The sequence below is a fragment of the Thermomonospora umbrina genome (genome assembly GCF_003386555.1).
Lineage (GTDB): Bacteria > Actinomycetota > Actinomycetes > Streptosporangiales > Streptosporangiaceae > Thermomonospora > Thermomonospora umbrina.
This window is the reverse complement of sequence record NZ_QTTT01000001.1, coordinates 1,424,248-1,439,096: the sequence shown is the minus strand read 5'-3', so window position 1 is coordinate 1,439,096 and position 14,849 is coordinate 1,424,248. Positions and strand designations below refer to the sequence as shown.

Genomic DNA, 14,849 nt, shown 5'->3' with positions numbered 1-14,849 from the left:
GCCGGACTGGACCGAACGAAGTTCGGTATAAAGCAGTCATCACTCGTTCCGAGGAGGGTCGATGACCGCGACCGATGACCGGCCGGTTCTGTACGACGTCGAGCGCGGGATCGCGACGATCACTTTGAACGCGCCGCAGCGGCGCAACGCGCTGTCGGCGGCGGTGCGCAACGGGCTGGCCGAGGCGCTGGCCCGGGCCGGCGCGGACGACGGGGTACGGGCCGTGGTGCTGACGGGGGCGGGCACCTCGTTCTGCGCGGGCGCGGACCTCAAGGAGATCGCGTCGGGGCGGGTCCCGCCGGCTCCGGGGATCCCCGAGCTGCTGACCACGATCATGGAGCTGCCGCGTCCGGTGGTCGCCGTGGTGAACGGGCCGGCCCGGGCGGGCGGGCTCGGCCTGGTGGCGGCCTGCGATCTGGCGATCGCCCCCGACGACGTGACGTTCGCGTTCACCGAGGTCAGGATCGGGGTGGTGCCGGCGATGATCGCGGTGGTGTGTCGGGCGCGGATGACCTCGCGGGCCCTGGCGCGGTACTTCCTGACGGGGGAGGGCTTCACCGCCGCCCAGGCCGCCGAGTCCGGGCTGATCACCCTGACCCGTCCGAGGGACGGGCTGGACGCGGCGGTCGGGGAGTTGCTGGACGCCTTCCGCGCCACCGAGCCCAAGGCGGTGGCGCGGACCAAGCGGCTGCTGACCGAGGTGGACGGCATGGGGCTGGACGCCGCGTTCACCCTGGCCGAGCGGGTCTCGATCGAGTTCTTCGGCAGCCCGGAGGCCGCCGAGGGGCGGCAGGCGTTCTTCGAGAAGCGCCCGCCGAGCTGGGCGCTGTGACGTCGGGCCGCCCGGTCGGTGTTACCGGGCGGCCTTCTTCCCACCCTTGATGGCCTTGACGGTCTTGATCTTCCCGGTGGCCCCGGCCTTCTTCGGAGCCTTGGCGACGGCCTTGGCGCCCTTGCCCGGCTTGCTCGGCTTGGCGGCCTTCACGGACTTGGCGGGCTTGACGGCCTTCTGGGCCTTGGCGCCCTTGCCGGCCACGGCGGCCTTCGGGGTCTTGGCGGCCTTCGGGTCCTTCACGGCCTTCACGATCGTCGCGACCTTCCCGCTCTTGCCGGTCTTCGTGGACTTCGCGGCTTTCGTGGTCTTCACGTTCATCACGTCCTCGGAGGGGTTGTCGGCCGGCGCGGTCTCGTTGACCGGCTCGGCGATGGGCGGGGCGGGGGCCCTGGCGGGCTCCGCCCCGTTGCCGCGCGCGACCCGGTCGCGGAAGGTCTGGCCGACCCGGAAGCGGGGCGCCTCGGTGGCGGGCACCGCCACGGGCAGGCCGGTGCGGGGGTTGCGCGCGGTCCTGGCGGGCCGGGACAGCCGATCGAAGGTGCCGAAGCCGGTGACCAGCACGCGTTCCCCCGCCGTCACCCGCTCCATGATCACGTCGAAGACCGCGTCCACGTGCCGACGGGCCGCCCCGGGATCGGTCCCGGCGTGCACCGCCACGGCCTCGATCAGCTCGGTCCTGTTCATCTGGCGTCCTCTCGGCCGTCCACGGCTCTTAACGCGGGTCAGGCTAGATCAGCCGAAGCCGGTACGTCCAAAGATGTGCGGAAATGTGACGTGGGCCGAGTCCCCGCCGGCCTGCGGGAACCCGGCCCGGACGTTCGAGGTCAGCGGCGCGCCGGCGTGAGGCGCAGCGGGTCGCCGATCCGGTCGAAGGCGTTGATCAGCGCCACCGCCATCACCAGATGCCCCGTCTCCGCCGGCTCGAAGTGCGCGGTGACCTCGTCCCACACCGCGTCGGTCACGCCGTTCGCGCCCAGTCGGGTCGCCGTGTCGGTGTAGTCCAGCGCCGCCCGTTCGGCGGCGGTGAACAGCCCCGACTCGCGCCAGGCGGTGAGCTGGAACAGCCGGTCGTCGTCCTCCCCGAGTTCGCGCGCCTCGTGGGCGTGCATGTCGATGCAGTACACGCAGCCGTTGAGCTGCGAGGCGCGCAGCTTGACCAATTGCCAGAGAATCCGGTCCAGCGGACCCTCGGAGATCGTCTGGGCCACCTGCACCAGAGCCAGGTACGGCTCCCTCGCCGTCGCCGGCAGATCCAGTCGCGACATCGGTCGGTCTCCTCTCGTCGTTCGCCAGGGAGACGACGCAGCCGGACGCGATGTGACGGTCGGACGGGGAGACGGTGCGGAACGTCGACACGGAAGGGCCCCGCGCCGGGCGGCGCGGGGCCCTCGGTGGGGACGACGGCTCAGCGGGAGACGGCGCCGAGCGCGTTGATCACGCCGCTGCCGTAGAACCCGTTGCGGCCCTTGGAGCCCTCGCAGACGTGCGTCGCGACGACCTTCTTCAGGCTGCCGTCGGGCTGCTGCACCCATCGGGTGTAGGTGTACGAGCCGCCGGGCGGGCAGGCCCTCGGCGTGGCCGTGGAGCGCAGGATCGCCTCAGTGACGTGCGGCGGCAGGGTCAGGCCGCCGCCGTGCTGCGGGCGGCCGTACCGGCTGACGATCAGGGAGGCGACGCCGGCGGCGTGCGGTGAGGCCATCGAGGTGCCCTGGATCGACTGGTAGTAGCCGCAGACACCGTTCTTGCAGCTCCGCAGGAGGTGCGGGACCTTCGGGGTGCCGTCGGCGTTCAGCTCGTCGCGCTCCCGGGCCAGCCGCTCGGGGTAGGCGGCCCAGATGCCCCGGTTGTGGTCCAGCCTGCCGTCGGCGGTGTCGTACTTGTCGCCGCCGGGCGCGGCCACCGCGACATAGCCCCGTCCGAAGCTGGAGTAGTACGCCTTGCGCTCGCTGATGCCGGTCGAGGAGACCGGGATGACGCCCGCGCCCTCGGACGGCATCGACAGGCAGCTCGGCGGGACCTGCCGCTCGTACGGCTTCTCACCGGGCTCGGACGCGAAGTCCGGGCTGGTGGTGTCGGTGAACGGCTTGGTGTAGTCGGCGGCCTCGTTGCCGGCGGCGGCGACCAGGGTCACGCCCTTGGCCCGCGCGTAGTCCAACGCCCGCTGCGTGGCCTGGATGACGATCCGCTGCTCGGCCCGGTTCGCGGGCGAGTCGGCGGGGTTGGCCTCGCAGTTGAACAGCCAGGGATCGATGTAGAAGGACATGTTGACCACGTCGACGCCGTGGTCGGCGGCGTAGGTCAGCGCGTCGACGGACGGCTGGAGGAAGAAGTAGCCCGAGTCCTGCCCGGCGCGCAGGTTGACCAGGGAGACCTTCGGGGCCACGCCGGCGATACCCAGCCCGTTGCGCGGCGAGCCGATGGTGGAGGCCACGTGCGTGCCGTGGTCGTTGTCGTCCACGTCCGCCGGGTCGACGCAGCTCGCCACCTCACAGGGGCCGTCCACCACCGCGCCGTCGGCGTCGACCGGGATGTCGGTGGTGAAGTTGCGGCTCAGCGCCCGGTTGAAGTTCGGCCTGATGTCGGGGTGGGAGCCGTCGACACCGGTGTCGATGACGCCGACCAGCACCCGCCGGTCGCCCTGCTCGACCCGGTACGAGCCGTCGCGGGTGGCGTCGATCTGCCGCATGTCCCACTGGAGGCCGGCGAGGGGCTCCTCGCCCTTGACGGGGTCCTTGTGGGCCGAGCGGCGCTCGATGCCGTGGCCCTCCTTCTCGACGGTCATCGGCTTGCGGGCCGTCCGGGTCGCGGTGGGCGCCCGGCCGATCGTCATATTGGCGGCCGCGCCCACCAGCGCCGGGTGCCGCCCGGCGTCGGCGACGAACCGGGTGTTCTTCGTGCGGACCGTGGCGACGCCGATGGCGGCGTTCTCCTTGACGATCGTGCCGCCGGCGGCCTGCACGGCCGCGTGGGCCCGCTCCCGCGAGACCCCCTGCTCGTAGAGGACCACGTACTCGGTGGCCGGCCCCGTGGCCTGCGGTCTGGTCGGACCCGCGTGAGCGGGGAGCGCCAGTGTCGTCAGGGTGACGACACCGGTGACCGCGAGGATGACTCGCCGCACTGTCACACCTCCTGTGGTAAGGCGATATGCCCAGGTTTATGACCTGACCAGCAGACGGTACTGATAACCCATTTCGTTGGCGACCCTTCTGCAGATCACGAAACGGGACATTTTATGTGAAGGGTGGTCCTGGTCACTTTCTGTTGACCGTCCCGGTTGCGCTCAGTCGCGCAGCCATGGACTCGTGCCGAGTCGGCCGGTGGTGCCGAGATCGATTCCGCCCTCGTCGAGGGCGACGGTCTGCCGCGCCGTTCCGGCGACGGGGGCGATGTCGAGCCGTGCGCCGCGCGCCGCGGGCACCGTGCCGTCGGTCACCGTGTTGCGCCACACGATCATGGCCCGCGCCGTTTCGCCGGGCCGGAGTTCGACCTGCTCGGGGGGCGCCTCAAAGGTCTCAATCCGTGAAATCTCAGCGGAACCCCGGCTGACGCGGACATTTATCGGACGGTTCTCCGCGTCCAGAACGCGCAGGTCCGGGTATCCGTGCACGGTGTAGGCGCGGTCGCCGCAGTTGACCATTTCCAGGCCCATCACCCGCAGCCCCATCGCGGCCTCGACCGTCCCCTGTCTGATCATCACGCCGGGCTCCGGACAGGCGGCGACGGTCGGGGTCGCGGCGGCGGTCGTCGTCGGGCCGCCGGCCTTCGGCGTCGGGTCGGATCCGCTGCAGGCCGCCAGTGCCAGCGCGACCGCCGTGATCGGCATTCCGAGCCACAGGGGATTATGGAGACGTTCTTTACCGAGCACCGGTCAATTATTCCACGGGCTTGTCCCGCCGGTGCCCCGACCGTGGGACACCGTCAGGACGGCCCGATATCGCGCAGAAAGTCGGCCGGCGACAGGGTCGCGCCGCGCCGGAGCTCGGCGGTGAGGTCGTCCTCGGAAAGGCCGGTGCGGATGCGGGCGGTGATGCGGTCGAGGTCCTCGCGTTCGGCGGGCCCCGGCGCCAGCCCGAGCGATCCGCGCACCGCGTCGGCGGCGCCCAGCAGCCGGGCGGCCACGGCGTGGTCCCCGGCCAGGCTCAGCGCCCCGGCGAGCCCTTCGAGCGCGCCCACCTGGTCGCGGGGCCCCTCATATCGGACGGCGACCCCGAGGGCGTCCCGGTGGAACGCGAGCGCGGTGGCCGCGTCGCCGCGCTGCTCGGCCACGTGGCCCAGGCCGACCTGGAGCAGCGTCAGATGCATCGGCGGCTCGGCGTCGGGGTCCTTCGGCACCGCCCGGAGCAGCGCGTCGAGGTGCTTCTCGGCGTCGTCGAGCCGGCCCTCCCGCCGCGCGGTGTAGCCGAGGCAGATCTCGGCGAGCGTCATGGCCATGTGGTTGCCCTGTTCGCCCGCCATTGCCAGCGCCCGTTCGCTGTGCCGGCGGGCGGCCGCGGTGTCGCCGCGCATCACGGAGATCCAGCCGAGCCAGCCCAGGAGCCCGGCGGCGTCCTGCCACAGCCTCAGCTCCTCGGCCCGGTGCAGGGCGTCCTGCATGAGCCGGGCGGCGCGGTCGTAGTCGCCGGTCAGCTCCGCGAGCGCCGCCAGCCACTCGGCCGCCTGGAGCCGGCCCCAACGATCGCCCAGCCCGTCGAACAGTCGCGCCGCCGTCCCCGCGTCGCGGCGGAGGGCCTCGGTGTCGCTCCTGGAGTGCGCGTACATGGCCCGCAGGACGAGCGCGGCGGCCTCGCCCCACCGGTGACCTGCCGCCCTGAACCCCTCCAGCGCCTCGTCCAGCAGGCCGACGCCCGTCGTGTCGGGGGTCCCGCCGCCCGTGTACGCCAGGAACCACCGCGCCCAGGCGAGCAGCGCCGGGTCGCCGGCGTCGCGGACGAGGCCCAGCGCCACGTCCCGGCGGGAGGCCCAGTCCATGTCGTCGCCCTGCAAGGCGGACAGGCCCACATGCCACACCACCGCCTTGGCGCGGTGCACGGAGGGCTCGCCGCCGAGGTCCAGCGCCGCCGCCAGCGACCGGCGGGCCTCGGTCAGCCTGCCCCGCAGGAACCAGTACCAGGCCAGCGCGTTCACCAGCCGGAGCGCCTGCTCGGCGCGCCCGGCGGCGACCGACCCGTCGATCGCGGCCCGCAGGTTGGCGGCCTCCGTGTCGAGCACCCGCAGCAGGCGGGTCTGGTCGTGCCCGTACAGGTGGGGCTCGGCGCGTTCGGCCAGCTCGGTGTAGTGGCGGTGGTGCCGTTCCCGTACCCGCTGCTGCTCGCCCTTGTCGTCCAGCCGGTCGAGGCAGTACGCGGCCACCGACTCCAGCAGCCGGTAGCGGGGGCCCTCGTCGCCGCGTTCGGTCATCACCACCAGGGACCGGTCCACCAGCCGGACCAACTGGTCGAGCACCATGTCCGCGGGCATCCCGTCGCCGGAGCAGACCGCCTCGGCGGCCTCCAGCGAACACCCGTCGGCGTGCACGGCCAACCGGCGCAGGACCGTCCGTTCGGGCTCCGACAGCAGCTCCCAGCTCCAGTCGATCACGGCCGTCAGCGTCCGCTGCCGTTCGGGGACGCCGCGCCGTCCGGCCGCCGGCAGCCGGAACCGGTCGTCCAGCCGCGCCAGCAGCCCGTGCACGCCCAGCGCCCGCACCCGTGTCGCGGCCAGCTCCAGCGCCAGCGGGATGCCGTCCAGCCGCCGGCACAGCACCGCCACCGCGGCGGCCGACTCGGCGTCCAGCCGGAACCCGCGCGAGGCCGCCGACGCCCGGTCGACGAACAGGCGCACCGCGCCGGCCCGCGCGATCAGCTCGGGATCGAGCGTGTCGGGGGACTCGGGCACCTCCAGCGGAGGGACGGTCCAGACCACCTCGCCGGGCACGCCGAGGGGCTCCCGGCTCGTCGCCAGCACCCGCATGCCGGGAACGTCCCGCAGCAGCTCCTCCGCCAGCTCGGCGGCCTGCTCCACGACGTGCTCGCAGTTGTCCAGGACGAGCAGCAGCCGTCGGTCGCGGAGCGCGGCGGTGAGCCGGCCGGCGGGCGAGGCCGCCCCGCCGGGGGAGTCCCGCACGTCCAGCACGCGCATCACCACATCGGCGGGCTCCGGGCCGCCGGACGCCTCGATCGCGGCCAGCTCCGCCATCCACACCCCGTCCGGATGCGCGCCCGCGAGCCTCCCGGCGGCCTCGATCGCCAGCCGGGTCTTGCCCACCCCGCCGGGGCCGGTCAGCGTGACGAGCCGGTCCTCGCCCAGCCGGGCGGCGACCTCGGCCACCGCGTCGTCCCGCCCGATCAGACCGGTCGCCGGAGGATGCAGGTTGGTGCGCGTCCGGGCCGCCGACGGACGCACCGGCGCGTCCAACGAGGCGTCCTGAACGAGGATCGCCCGGTGCAGGGCGGCCAGCTCGGGGCTCGGATCCAGGCCGAGCTGGTCGGACAGCTCCGTCCGCAGCCGCTCGTAGCTCTCCAGCGCCTCGGTCTGGCGGCCCGCCCGGTACAGCGCGCGCATGTGCGCGGCGCGGAGCCGTTCCCGCAGCGGGTGCTCGGCCAGCAGGTCGCCGAGCTCCCCGGCCAGCACGCCGTGCTCACCGAGGACGAGCCGGACCTCCGCGTGGTCCTCCAGCGTGGTCAGCCGCAGCTCCTCCAGCCGCGCCACCGTCGCCTGCGCGAACGGCTCGTCCGCGAAGTCGGCCAGCGCCGGGCCCCGCCACAGCGCGAGCGCCTCGGCCAGCACCGCCGCCCGGGCCGCCGGATCGGCCGTGTCGCGGGCCCGTCCCGTCAGGGCGCGGAACCGGTGCGCGTCCACCCGGTCGTCGTCGACCTGCAGGAGATAGCCCGCCGGGCGGAACGGCACCAGGGCGCGGGCCCCGGGCTGCGCGTCCTCCAGGATGCGGCGGAGCTGGGAGACCTTGGCGGACAGCGCCCCGGCCGGGTTGCCCGGGAGCGCCTCGCCCCACAGGTCGTCGATCAGCCGGTCGGCGGGGACCGGACGGCCCTCGTGCACCAGCAGATCGGCCAGCAGTGCGCGCACCTTGATCCCCGGCACGGACAGGAGCGCGCCGTCGTCGGTCCACACGGCGAGCGGTCCCAACACCCCGAAACGCATGGTCGGCACGATAACGGTCGTCCGGTAAGAGGGGAAAACGAACCGTAAGGATCCCGTAAACGGGGTCCGCCAGAGTGAGTGACGTCGGGAGGGACGAGCAAGCCCCCCGGGAACACCGAAACCCTGAGGAGACCGCCATGCGCAAGATCATCAGCTCCACGTACATCTCGTTGGACGGCGTCATCGACAAGCCGCACCTGTGGTCGATGCAGTACTTCAACGACGAGGCCGCCCGCTTCGCCAACGACCAGTTGTTCTCCTGCGACGCCCTGATCATGGGCCGCCGGACCTACGACGCCTTCGCCCAGGCCTGGCCGAGCATGGAGGAGAGCGCCGGGGAGTTCGGCGTCCGGATGAACACCATGCCGAAGTACGCCGTCTCCACCACCCTGGAGAAGGCCGACTGGAAGAACACCACCGTCATCTCCGACGACGTGGTCGCCCGGGTCACCGCCCTCAAGGAGGAGCCGGGCCAGGACATCCTGCAGTACGGCTTCGGTGATCTGTCCCGCACGCTGGTGGAGCACGGGCTGCTGGACGAGCTGCGGCTGTGGATCCACCCGGTGATCGTCGGCACCGGCGACCCCGCCGAGATGCTCACCAAGGACGGCTTCGGGACCAAGCTGGAACTGGCCGGCACGGAGGTCTTCAGCACCGGTGTGATCATCGCCACCTACCGCCCGACCGCCGCCGCGGAGCAGGGCGAGGGCGCCTGAGCGCCTCGGAGACGCGGAGGGCGGCCGATTCCGGCCGCCCTCCTCCGCCCGGGGCGATGGCATGATCCCCTGCCATGCGATCTCGGGGAGTGCTCGGTGTCACGGCGATGCTGGCCGTCGTGGTCCTGGTGGCCGGCGCCTTCGCCTTCCTGCAGTCGCGCCGGGTGAAGGGCAGCCCGGAGATCGTCTCCCGCGACTACTTCGCCGCCTGGGAGCGGGGCGGCCTCGCCGACATGGGGCGGATGGTCGCCGACGCCCCCGACGACTTCGCCGAGCGGCACCGCGCCCTGTCGAACGGCCTGACCGTCTACTCGATCGAGTTGACGCCCGGCCCGCTGGTCCGGGAGGGCTCCGACCGGGCGCACCAGGAGTACGAGGTCGTCCGCAATCTCGGCGGCCGGGTCACCTGGAGGTTCCGGGCGACGATCCGGTACGGCCTCGTCGACCGGCGCTGGCGGGTCCTGTGGACGCCCGCCACGTTGCATCCCGAACTCCGCGGCCCCGCCACCTGGAAGCTGACCCAGACCGAGGGCTCGCCGACGGGCTTCGCCGACCGTGACGGCCGGCCGCTCCCCGACACGGGCCGCCTCCAGGGGTACGTGGTCGCCCTGGACGAGCGGTACGACCAGGGCCCGAAGGGCGATCCCGGCTGGGCCGTCGATCTCATCGAGCGCGGGTCCCGGCCCCGGCGTCTGGCCGTGCTCGGCGGCGCCGCCGCGCAGTTCGCCCGGTCGATCCGCACCACGCTGGACCGGCGACTGCAGACGGCCGCCGAGAAGGCGATCTCCGGCCGGGACGACGCCGCGATCGTCGCCGTACGGCCGTCCAGTGGGGAGATCCTCGCCGTCGCCGACGCCCTCGGCGGACGCAACGCCTTTCTCGGCGCCTACCCGCCCGGCTCGACGTTCAAGGTCGTCACCGCGTCCGCGCTGCTGTCGGACGGGATGTCGGCCGGGGCCGGCGTCGACTGCCCGGCCTCGGTCGTCACCGCGCAGCGCACGATCCGCAACTCCGACGGCCTCGCCTTGGGCGGCACCTCGCTGCGGCGGGCGTTCGCGGCCTCGTGCAACACCACCTTCGCCCGGCTGGGTGTCGAACGACTCGGCGACGACGCGCTCGCCTCCGCCGCCGAGACCTTCGGCTTCGGCGGCCCCATCGCCCCCGGCATCGCCGCCCTGCGGGGCTCCTTCCCCGAGCCGGAGAGCGGCGCGGAGCTGGCCGAGGCGTCCATCGGCCAGGGCCGGGTGCAGGCGAGTCCGCTGGTCATGGCCATGGTCGCGGCGGCCGTCGCGGACGGGACCTGGCGCTCGCCGCGGCTGGTCGACGCCGACCTCATCCGCGACCACGGCGAGCGCCCGCAGCGTTCGCGCGAGATCCCGAACGCCTCGGCCCTGCGGACCCTGATGCGCGCGGTCGTCACCGACGGCACCGCCGAACGCGCGGGCCTCCCGGACGGCACGGCGGGCAAGACCGGCACGGCCGAGGTCGGCGGCGGCGAGGCCCACGCCTGGTTCATCGGCTATCACGACGACCTCGCCTTCGCCGTCCTGGTCGCCCACGGCGGCGCGGGCTCCGACGTCGCCGCCCCCCTGGCCGCCGACTTCCTCAAGGGCCGCTGAACGCGCGCGGTCAGTCCGCGATGAACCGGGTGCCGAACGAGGTCGTCGTGGAGTGCCTCCGGCTCTGCCCGCCGCCCTCCCGCTGACGGCGCACCACGTAGTGGCCCGGGGCGATGCCGCTGCCGCCGTGCTCGGGGTGGATCAGGTAGGCGGGCGCGCTGGTGCGCAGGACACCCAGGGCCAGGCCCGTGGGGTCGCGGAGTTCGGTCGTCCAGGCGCACGTGCCGTGGTCGGCGACGAGCGTGTGCGGGTTGCCGCCGGACGCGCTCCGCAGCAGCTCCAGGCCGGTGCCGGGCACCGTCCGCCAGCGGGCGTAGGTGGTGACGGTCACCTCGGGAATGAGGCCGAGCGGGACGACGATGAGGTCGCCTTGGGCCTGGAGCCCGTCGACGATCGGAACGGTGGTCTCCCGCTCCAGGTGGTCGAGGACGTCGAGTCCGGTGAGTTCGGTCAGATGGGCAAGGGTCACGGACATGGCGTTCACCTTTGTGGTCTCGAAGGGAAGGGCTCAGGTGCGGCGGAGCAGCCGGGCGTACACCTCGGCGGACAGCCCGTACGACCAGCCCGCCGCGGCGACGGGGTCGTCGAGGTCGGAGGGCACGGTCAGTCCGTACCGGCGACGGCGGCCGTCGCGTTCGACGGAGCCGTTGACGGCCAGCAGCACCCGTGAGGGAGGGCCCCAGGCCCGCGCGGGCATGTCGTACAGGTGCAGGTCACAGCCCGGATTCCCGGGGTCGGGCGCCACGGCGACCAGGTCGAGGCCGGCGTCGCGGATGTAGGCGTCCCAGCCGATCCGCTCGATGGCGGAGCGCCGCACCTCGATGTTGCGCTCGCCGGTGATGCGCTCGGCCGTCGGGTCGGTGATGACCCATTCCGGAACGGGGGTGCCGTGCAGGGCGTACAGGCCCCAGCCGTCGGCGTACCGCACGGCCGGCACGTCGTCGTGGTGCAGACGCGTCTGCCCGTGCAGGCCGCCGGGCATCGGCTCGGTGTGCACGGCGACCGGGCGTTCGGAGACGACGCACGTGTCGTCGAAGGGCCACCACCAGCCGCAGGACCGCGCGAGCGCCGACCACGTGTCGAGCAGGCGGTCCTCGGAGGGGAGGACCCTCAGCAGGTCGAGCCGCCGCCAGGCGTCGTAGCGGGCGATCCAGTGCGCGTCGTGCTGGCCGTACCAGGTGAGGCCCGTCGAACCGCCCGCCAGGCTCATGAGGGCGGCGCGCAATGGTGCCCGCACGGTGTCGTTCACGGAGGCGTCGAGGGACTCCCAGACCGTGGCCTCGACCACGTGCTCCAGACGGGCGCCCTGCCGCAGCGCCTCCACGGGGGGTTGGCTGCGCGCGAGGGCCCTGCTGTCCGGGCCCGTCAGGGGGCGACTGGACACGCGTCTTCGGATGCCGGCGTCCAGGCGGTTCCGCAGGGTGGAGGTGAGATGGGCGAGTTGGGAGGCGATCGGCCAGTCTTCCAGCCGGTTCGGCAGGGACGAGAGCCGCAGATCGGAGGGCTCGGGGCCCCCGTCGGAGCGGAGCACCGTGAGAAGGCCCGCCGGGGAGTCCACCCACACGAATCGGGGAGGCCGACGATCGATCAGTCGGTACAACTCGGAGATGGCCGCCTCGGCGGCCGGGCGATCAGCGGGGAGGGCCGACAGCGCGTGCCGCCGCCACTCGTCCCTGATGTCGATCGCCGCGTGCGGTCGGTCGTCGGCGTCGATGCGGGGCCCGGCCCCGCGCGCGGCGCTCACCGGGCGACTTCGCGGCCGCCTTTACTTTCGATCATGCGCCGATGGTCACAGCCGGCCGGCCCGTCGCGCAAGCCCTTATCCGCGTTCTGCGGCCCGACCCGAGGAGGTGTTGCGGTCATCCGCGCGACGGAATTGCGTTCGGAATTGTGCCCGGAACGGGTCGTCGATGAGCGTCCGACCTCGGCATTCGACGTTCCGCCGGCAAGGTTGCCCGGTGTGGTGGATGTCACGTCGGGGCCATTCGTTGAGCATTGTTCAACTCCTGCCCTAGCCTGTTGAGCATCGCTCGACAAGGATGAGGGGCATGGATTTCACCCCGTCGCCGAAGGCCCAGGAGTATCTGCAGCGCGTCCGCGCGTTCATGGCGGAGCAGATCGCACCGGTGGAGGAGGGGCACCTCCGCGAGTTGTTGGCGCTGCCGCCCGATGAGCGATGGCGGGTGTTCCCGCTGATCGAGGAGCTCAAGGGCAAGGCCCGGGCGGCCGGGTTGTGGAACCTGTTCCTGCCGGACCCGCACGAGGGCGCGGGCCTGTCGAACGTCGAGTACGCGCCGATCGCCGAGGTGATGGGGCGTTCGTTCATCGCGGCGGAGGTGTTCAACTGCAATGCCCCCGACACGGGCAACATGGAGGTGCTGCATCAGTTCGGCACCCCCGAGCAGAAGGAGCGTTGGCTGCGTCCGTTGCTGGACGGGGAGATCCGGTCGGCGTTCTGCATGACCGAGCCCGAGGTCGCCTCCTCCGACGCCACCAACATGGCCGCCACCGCGACCCTCGACGGTGACGAGGTGGTGTTGAACGGGCGCAAGTGGTTCAGCACCGGCGTCGGACATCCGCGCTGCGACGTCATCCTGTTCATGGGGCTGACCGATCCGACGGCCCACCGCCATCGACAACACTCGATCGTGCTCGTGCCCAAGGACGCGCCCGGTGTCACCGTGGAGCGGATGCTCCCGGTGATGGGGCGGCTGGACGAGCCCTCCGGACACGGCGAGGTGTCCTTCCGGGACGTGCGACTTCCGGCCTCCTCGATCGTGCTGGGCCCCGGCCGGGGTTTCGAGATCGGGCAGAGCAGGCTCGGACCGGGCCGTGTCCACCACTGCATGCGGCTGATCGGCGCCGCCGAGATGGCGCTGGAGATGGCGTGTCGGCGCGGCACCGAACGGGTGGCCTTCGGGAAGCCGCTGATCAATCTCGGCGGCAACCGCGAACGCATCGCCGACGCCCGCATCGCCATCGAGCAGGCCCGGCTGCTGGTGCTCTACACCGCCTGGCTGCTGGACACCCAGGGCGTGCTCGGCGCGCTGTCGCAGGTGTCGCAGATCAAGGTCGCGGTGCCGCTGATGGCCCAACAGGTGATCGACATGGCGATGCAACTGCACGGCGGCGCGGGCCTGACCGACGACCACCCGCTGGCGGCCGCCTGGACGATGGCCCGCGCGATCCGGCTGGCCGACGGCCCCGACGAGGTCCACCGCGGCGTCGTCGCCCGACTGGAACTCGCACCGTACGGGATACGGCGATGATCGGCGAGACGGGGCGGGCCGGCATGGCCGACCTGGCCTTCCACCTCTGCGACCACCTCGACCGCATCATCGCGGACACGTGCGAGGAACTGGCCGGCCGGCGGGCCCCCGACGACCACCGCTTCGACCTGGCCGTCGACTCCCGCGCCCCCGGCATCCTCCGCGGCGTGGTGGTCATGTGGGTGCAGGGCGAGGACGCCCCCGACGTCCTGGACGTCTTCGAACGCGTGGGCGTCCACGAGGCCCGCACCGGCCGCGACCTGCGCGAACTGCACCGCAGCGTGTGCGCCGGCGGCCGAGTCCTCATGCGCTGGGTGGTCAAGGCCGCCGAGGAGCTCGGCCTCCCCGCCCCCACCCTGTGCCGGGTCGCCGACAACGCCTTCGAGTGCCAGGCCGCCATCATGCGCGCCGCCGCCATCGGCTACCGCCGAGCCCTCAGCGGCGTCCTCCAGGACTGACCCCCTCACCACCCCGCCCCCGAACCCGGGCCCGGGCCCGAGGCCAAACTCGGATCCGAGGCGGAACCTCAACCCGGGCTTGGGGCCGGACCTGAAACCGAGGCCGTACCCGTACCCGGACCGGAGTCCGAGCCCTAAGCCGGGGTCGGGCCCGGGTCGGGGGCCGAGGGTGGGGGCGGGGTGGGGAGGGTGAGGTGGCGGCGGATCTCGGCGGACTGGCCGGGGGAGGCCGCGGTGAGGAGGGCGGGGAGTGCGTCGTGCAGGAGGTCCAGCAGTTCGGTGCGGGGGAACGGGCGGTCCTTGGCCCAGCCCAGCACGGTGTCCTCGACGAAGCCGAACCAGCCGCGGATGACCAGGTCCACCCGGCGGGTCGGCTCCACGGGGGCCAGGGCCGACAGGGCGTGGGCGACGAAGGTGTCCCGGGTCTGCTCGTGGATCTCGATGACGTAGTCGGCGCCGCCCGCCGCGCCCCGCAGGAGTGCCAGGTAGGGCTCGCGGTGCCGTTCGATGAACGTCACGAAGGCGTCCAGGGCCTGCCGGAGGCGTTCGGCGGGCGGGGCGTCGGCGTCCGGGAGCGTCTGCCGGATCAGTCCGCGGGCGGCGGCGCGGACCACCGCCACATAGAAGTCGCGCTTGGTCGGGAAGTAGTGGAACAGCAGGCTGCGCGAGATCCCCGCCTCGGCGGCGACCGCGTCGAGGGACAGCTCGTGGATCGGCCGGTGGACGAGCATCCGCAGGCCGATCCCGACGAGTTGGCGGCGACGGTCGTCGGCGGTGAGCCGCGCGCCGGAGGGTGTCGGCACCGGCCCATCGTA

13 protein-coding genes are annotated in these 14,849 nt (G+C 72.9%); 5 read left to right on the top strand and 8 right to left on the bottom strand.

Annotated features, from left to right (window positions below):
• The first annotated feature begins 61 nt into the window (after positions 1 to 61).
• A complete protein-coding gene (locus tag DFJ69_RS06185; RefSeq protein ID WP_116021587.1) occupies positions 62 to 832 on the top strand; it encodes an enoyl-CoA hydratase-related protein in 771 nt (256 codons plus the stop codon).
• A gap of 21 nt (positions 833 to 853) precedes the next feature.
• Here the strand turns inward: DFJ69_RS06185 and DFJ69_RS06180 are convergent, their stop codons facing one another.
• The 5 genes from DFJ69_RS06180 to DFJ69_RS06160 form a co-directional block, all read right to left on the bottom strand.
• The gene (locus tag DFJ69_RS06180) at positions 854 to 1,519 is read right to left on the bottom strand and encodes an HU family DNA-binding protein (RefSeq protein WP_116021586.1); all 666 of its coding nucleotides are present in this window, start codon (positions 1,517 to 1,519) and stop codon (positions 854 to 856) included.
• 140 nt (positions 1,520 to 1,659) lie between these two features.
• Positions 1,660 to 2,100 (bottom strand): carboxymuconolactone decarboxylase family protein, encoded by a 441-nt coding sequence (locus tag DFJ69_RS06175; RefSeq protein WP_116021585.1) that lies wholly within the window; start codon positions 2,098 to 2,100, stop codon positions 1,660 to 1,662.
• A gap of 140 nt (positions 2,101 to 2,240) precedes the next feature.
• The gene (locus DFJ69_RS06170) at positions 2,241 to 3,953 is read right to left on the bottom strand and encodes a S8 family peptidase (RefSeq protein ID WP_116021584.1); all 1,713 of its coding nucleotides are present in this window, start codon (positions 3,951 to 3,953) and stop codon (positions 2,241 to 2,243) included.
• Between the two features lie 162 nt (positions 3,954 to 4,115).
• Entirely contained in the window at positions 4,116 to 4,700 is a 585-nt protein-coding gene (locus DFJ69_RS06165) for a DUF4232 domain-containing protein (protein WP_211328525.1), read from the bottom strand.
• A gap of 53 nt (positions 4,701 to 4,753) precedes the next feature.
• Positions 4,754 to 7,972 (bottom strand): AfsR/SARP family transcriptional regulator, encoded by a 3,219-nt coding sequence (locus DFJ69_RS06160; RefSeq protein WP_116026436.1) that lies wholly within the window; start codon positions 7,970 to 7,972, stop codon positions 4,754 to 4,756.
• Between the two features lie 137 nt (positions 7,973 to 8,109).
• Here DFJ69_RS06160 and DFJ69_RS06155 point away from each other — a divergent pair, with 137 nt between their 5' ends.
• Together DFJ69_RS06155 and DFJ69_RS06150 are read left to right on the top strand one after the other, a co-directional pair.
• On the top strand, positions 8,110 to 8,688 hold the full coding sequence (locus DFJ69_RS06155) for a dihydrofolate reductase family protein (RefSeq protein WP_116021582.1): 579 nt from the start codon (positions 8,110 to 8,112) through the stop codon (positions 8,686 to 8,688).
• A 74-nt stretch (positions 8,689 to 8,762) separates the two neighbouring features.
• Positions 8,763 to 10,307 (top strand): penicillin-binding transpeptidase domain-containing protein, encoded by a 1,545-nt coding sequence (locus DFJ69_RS06150; RefSeq protein ID WP_147312224.1) that lies wholly within the window; start codon positions 8,763 to 8,765, stop codon positions 10,305 to 10,307.
• A gap of 10 nt (positions 10,308 to 10,317) precedes the next feature.
• Here the strand turns inward: DFJ69_RS06150 and DFJ69_RS06145 are convergent, their stop codons facing one another.
• Together DFJ69_RS06145 and DFJ69_RS06140 are read right to left on the bottom strand one after the other, a co-directional pair.
• Complete coding sequence (locus tag DFJ69_RS06145; RefSeq protein WP_116021580.1) at positions 10,318 to 10,782, bottom strand: hypothetical protein; 465 nt, start codon at positions 10,780 to 10,782, stop codon at positions 10,318 to 10,320.
• Between the two features lie 33 nt (positions 10,783 to 10,815).
• Positions 10,816 to 12,051, bottom strand: a complete 1,236-nt coding sequence (locus DFJ69_RS06140) for a DUF6745 domain-containing protein (RefSeq protein ID WP_116021579.1) — start codon at positions 12,049 to 12,051, stop codon at positions 10,816 to 10,818.
• A 304-nt stretch (positions 12,052 to 12,355) separates the two neighbouring features.
• Here DFJ69_RS06140 and DFJ69_RS06135 point away from each other — a divergent pair, with 304 nt between their 5' ends.
• Together DFJ69_RS06135 and DFJ69_RS06130 are read left to right on the top strand one after the other, a co-directional pair.
• On the top strand, positions 12,356 to 13,576 hold the full coding sequence (locus DFJ69_RS06135) for an acyl-CoA dehydrogenase family protein (protein ID WP_116021578.1): 1,221 nt from the start codon (positions 12,356 to 12,358) through the stop codon (positions 13,574 to 13,576).
• Positions 13,573 to 14,034 (top strand): RsbRD N-terminal domain-containing protein, encoded by a 462-nt coding sequence (locus DFJ69_RS06130; protein ID WP_116021577.1) that lies wholly within the window; start codon positions 13,573 to 13,575, stop codon positions 14,032 to 14,034. Before DFJ69_RS06135 ends, DFJ69_RS06130 begins: the two co-directional genes overlap by 4 nt.
• A gap of 134 nt (positions 14,035 to 14,168) precedes the next feature.
• Here DFJ69_RS06130 and DFJ69_RS06125 read toward each other — a convergent pair whose 3' ends face one another.
• Positions 14,169 to 14,837 carry a TetR/AcrR family transcriptional regulator gene (locus DFJ69_RS06125; protein ID WP_245974069.1) on the bottom strand — a complete coding sequence of 223 codons (669 nt, stop codon included), beginning with the start codon at positions 14,835 to 14,837 and terminating at the stop codon, positions 14,169 to 14,171.
• Positions 14,838 to 14,849: the final 12 nt, after the last annotated feature.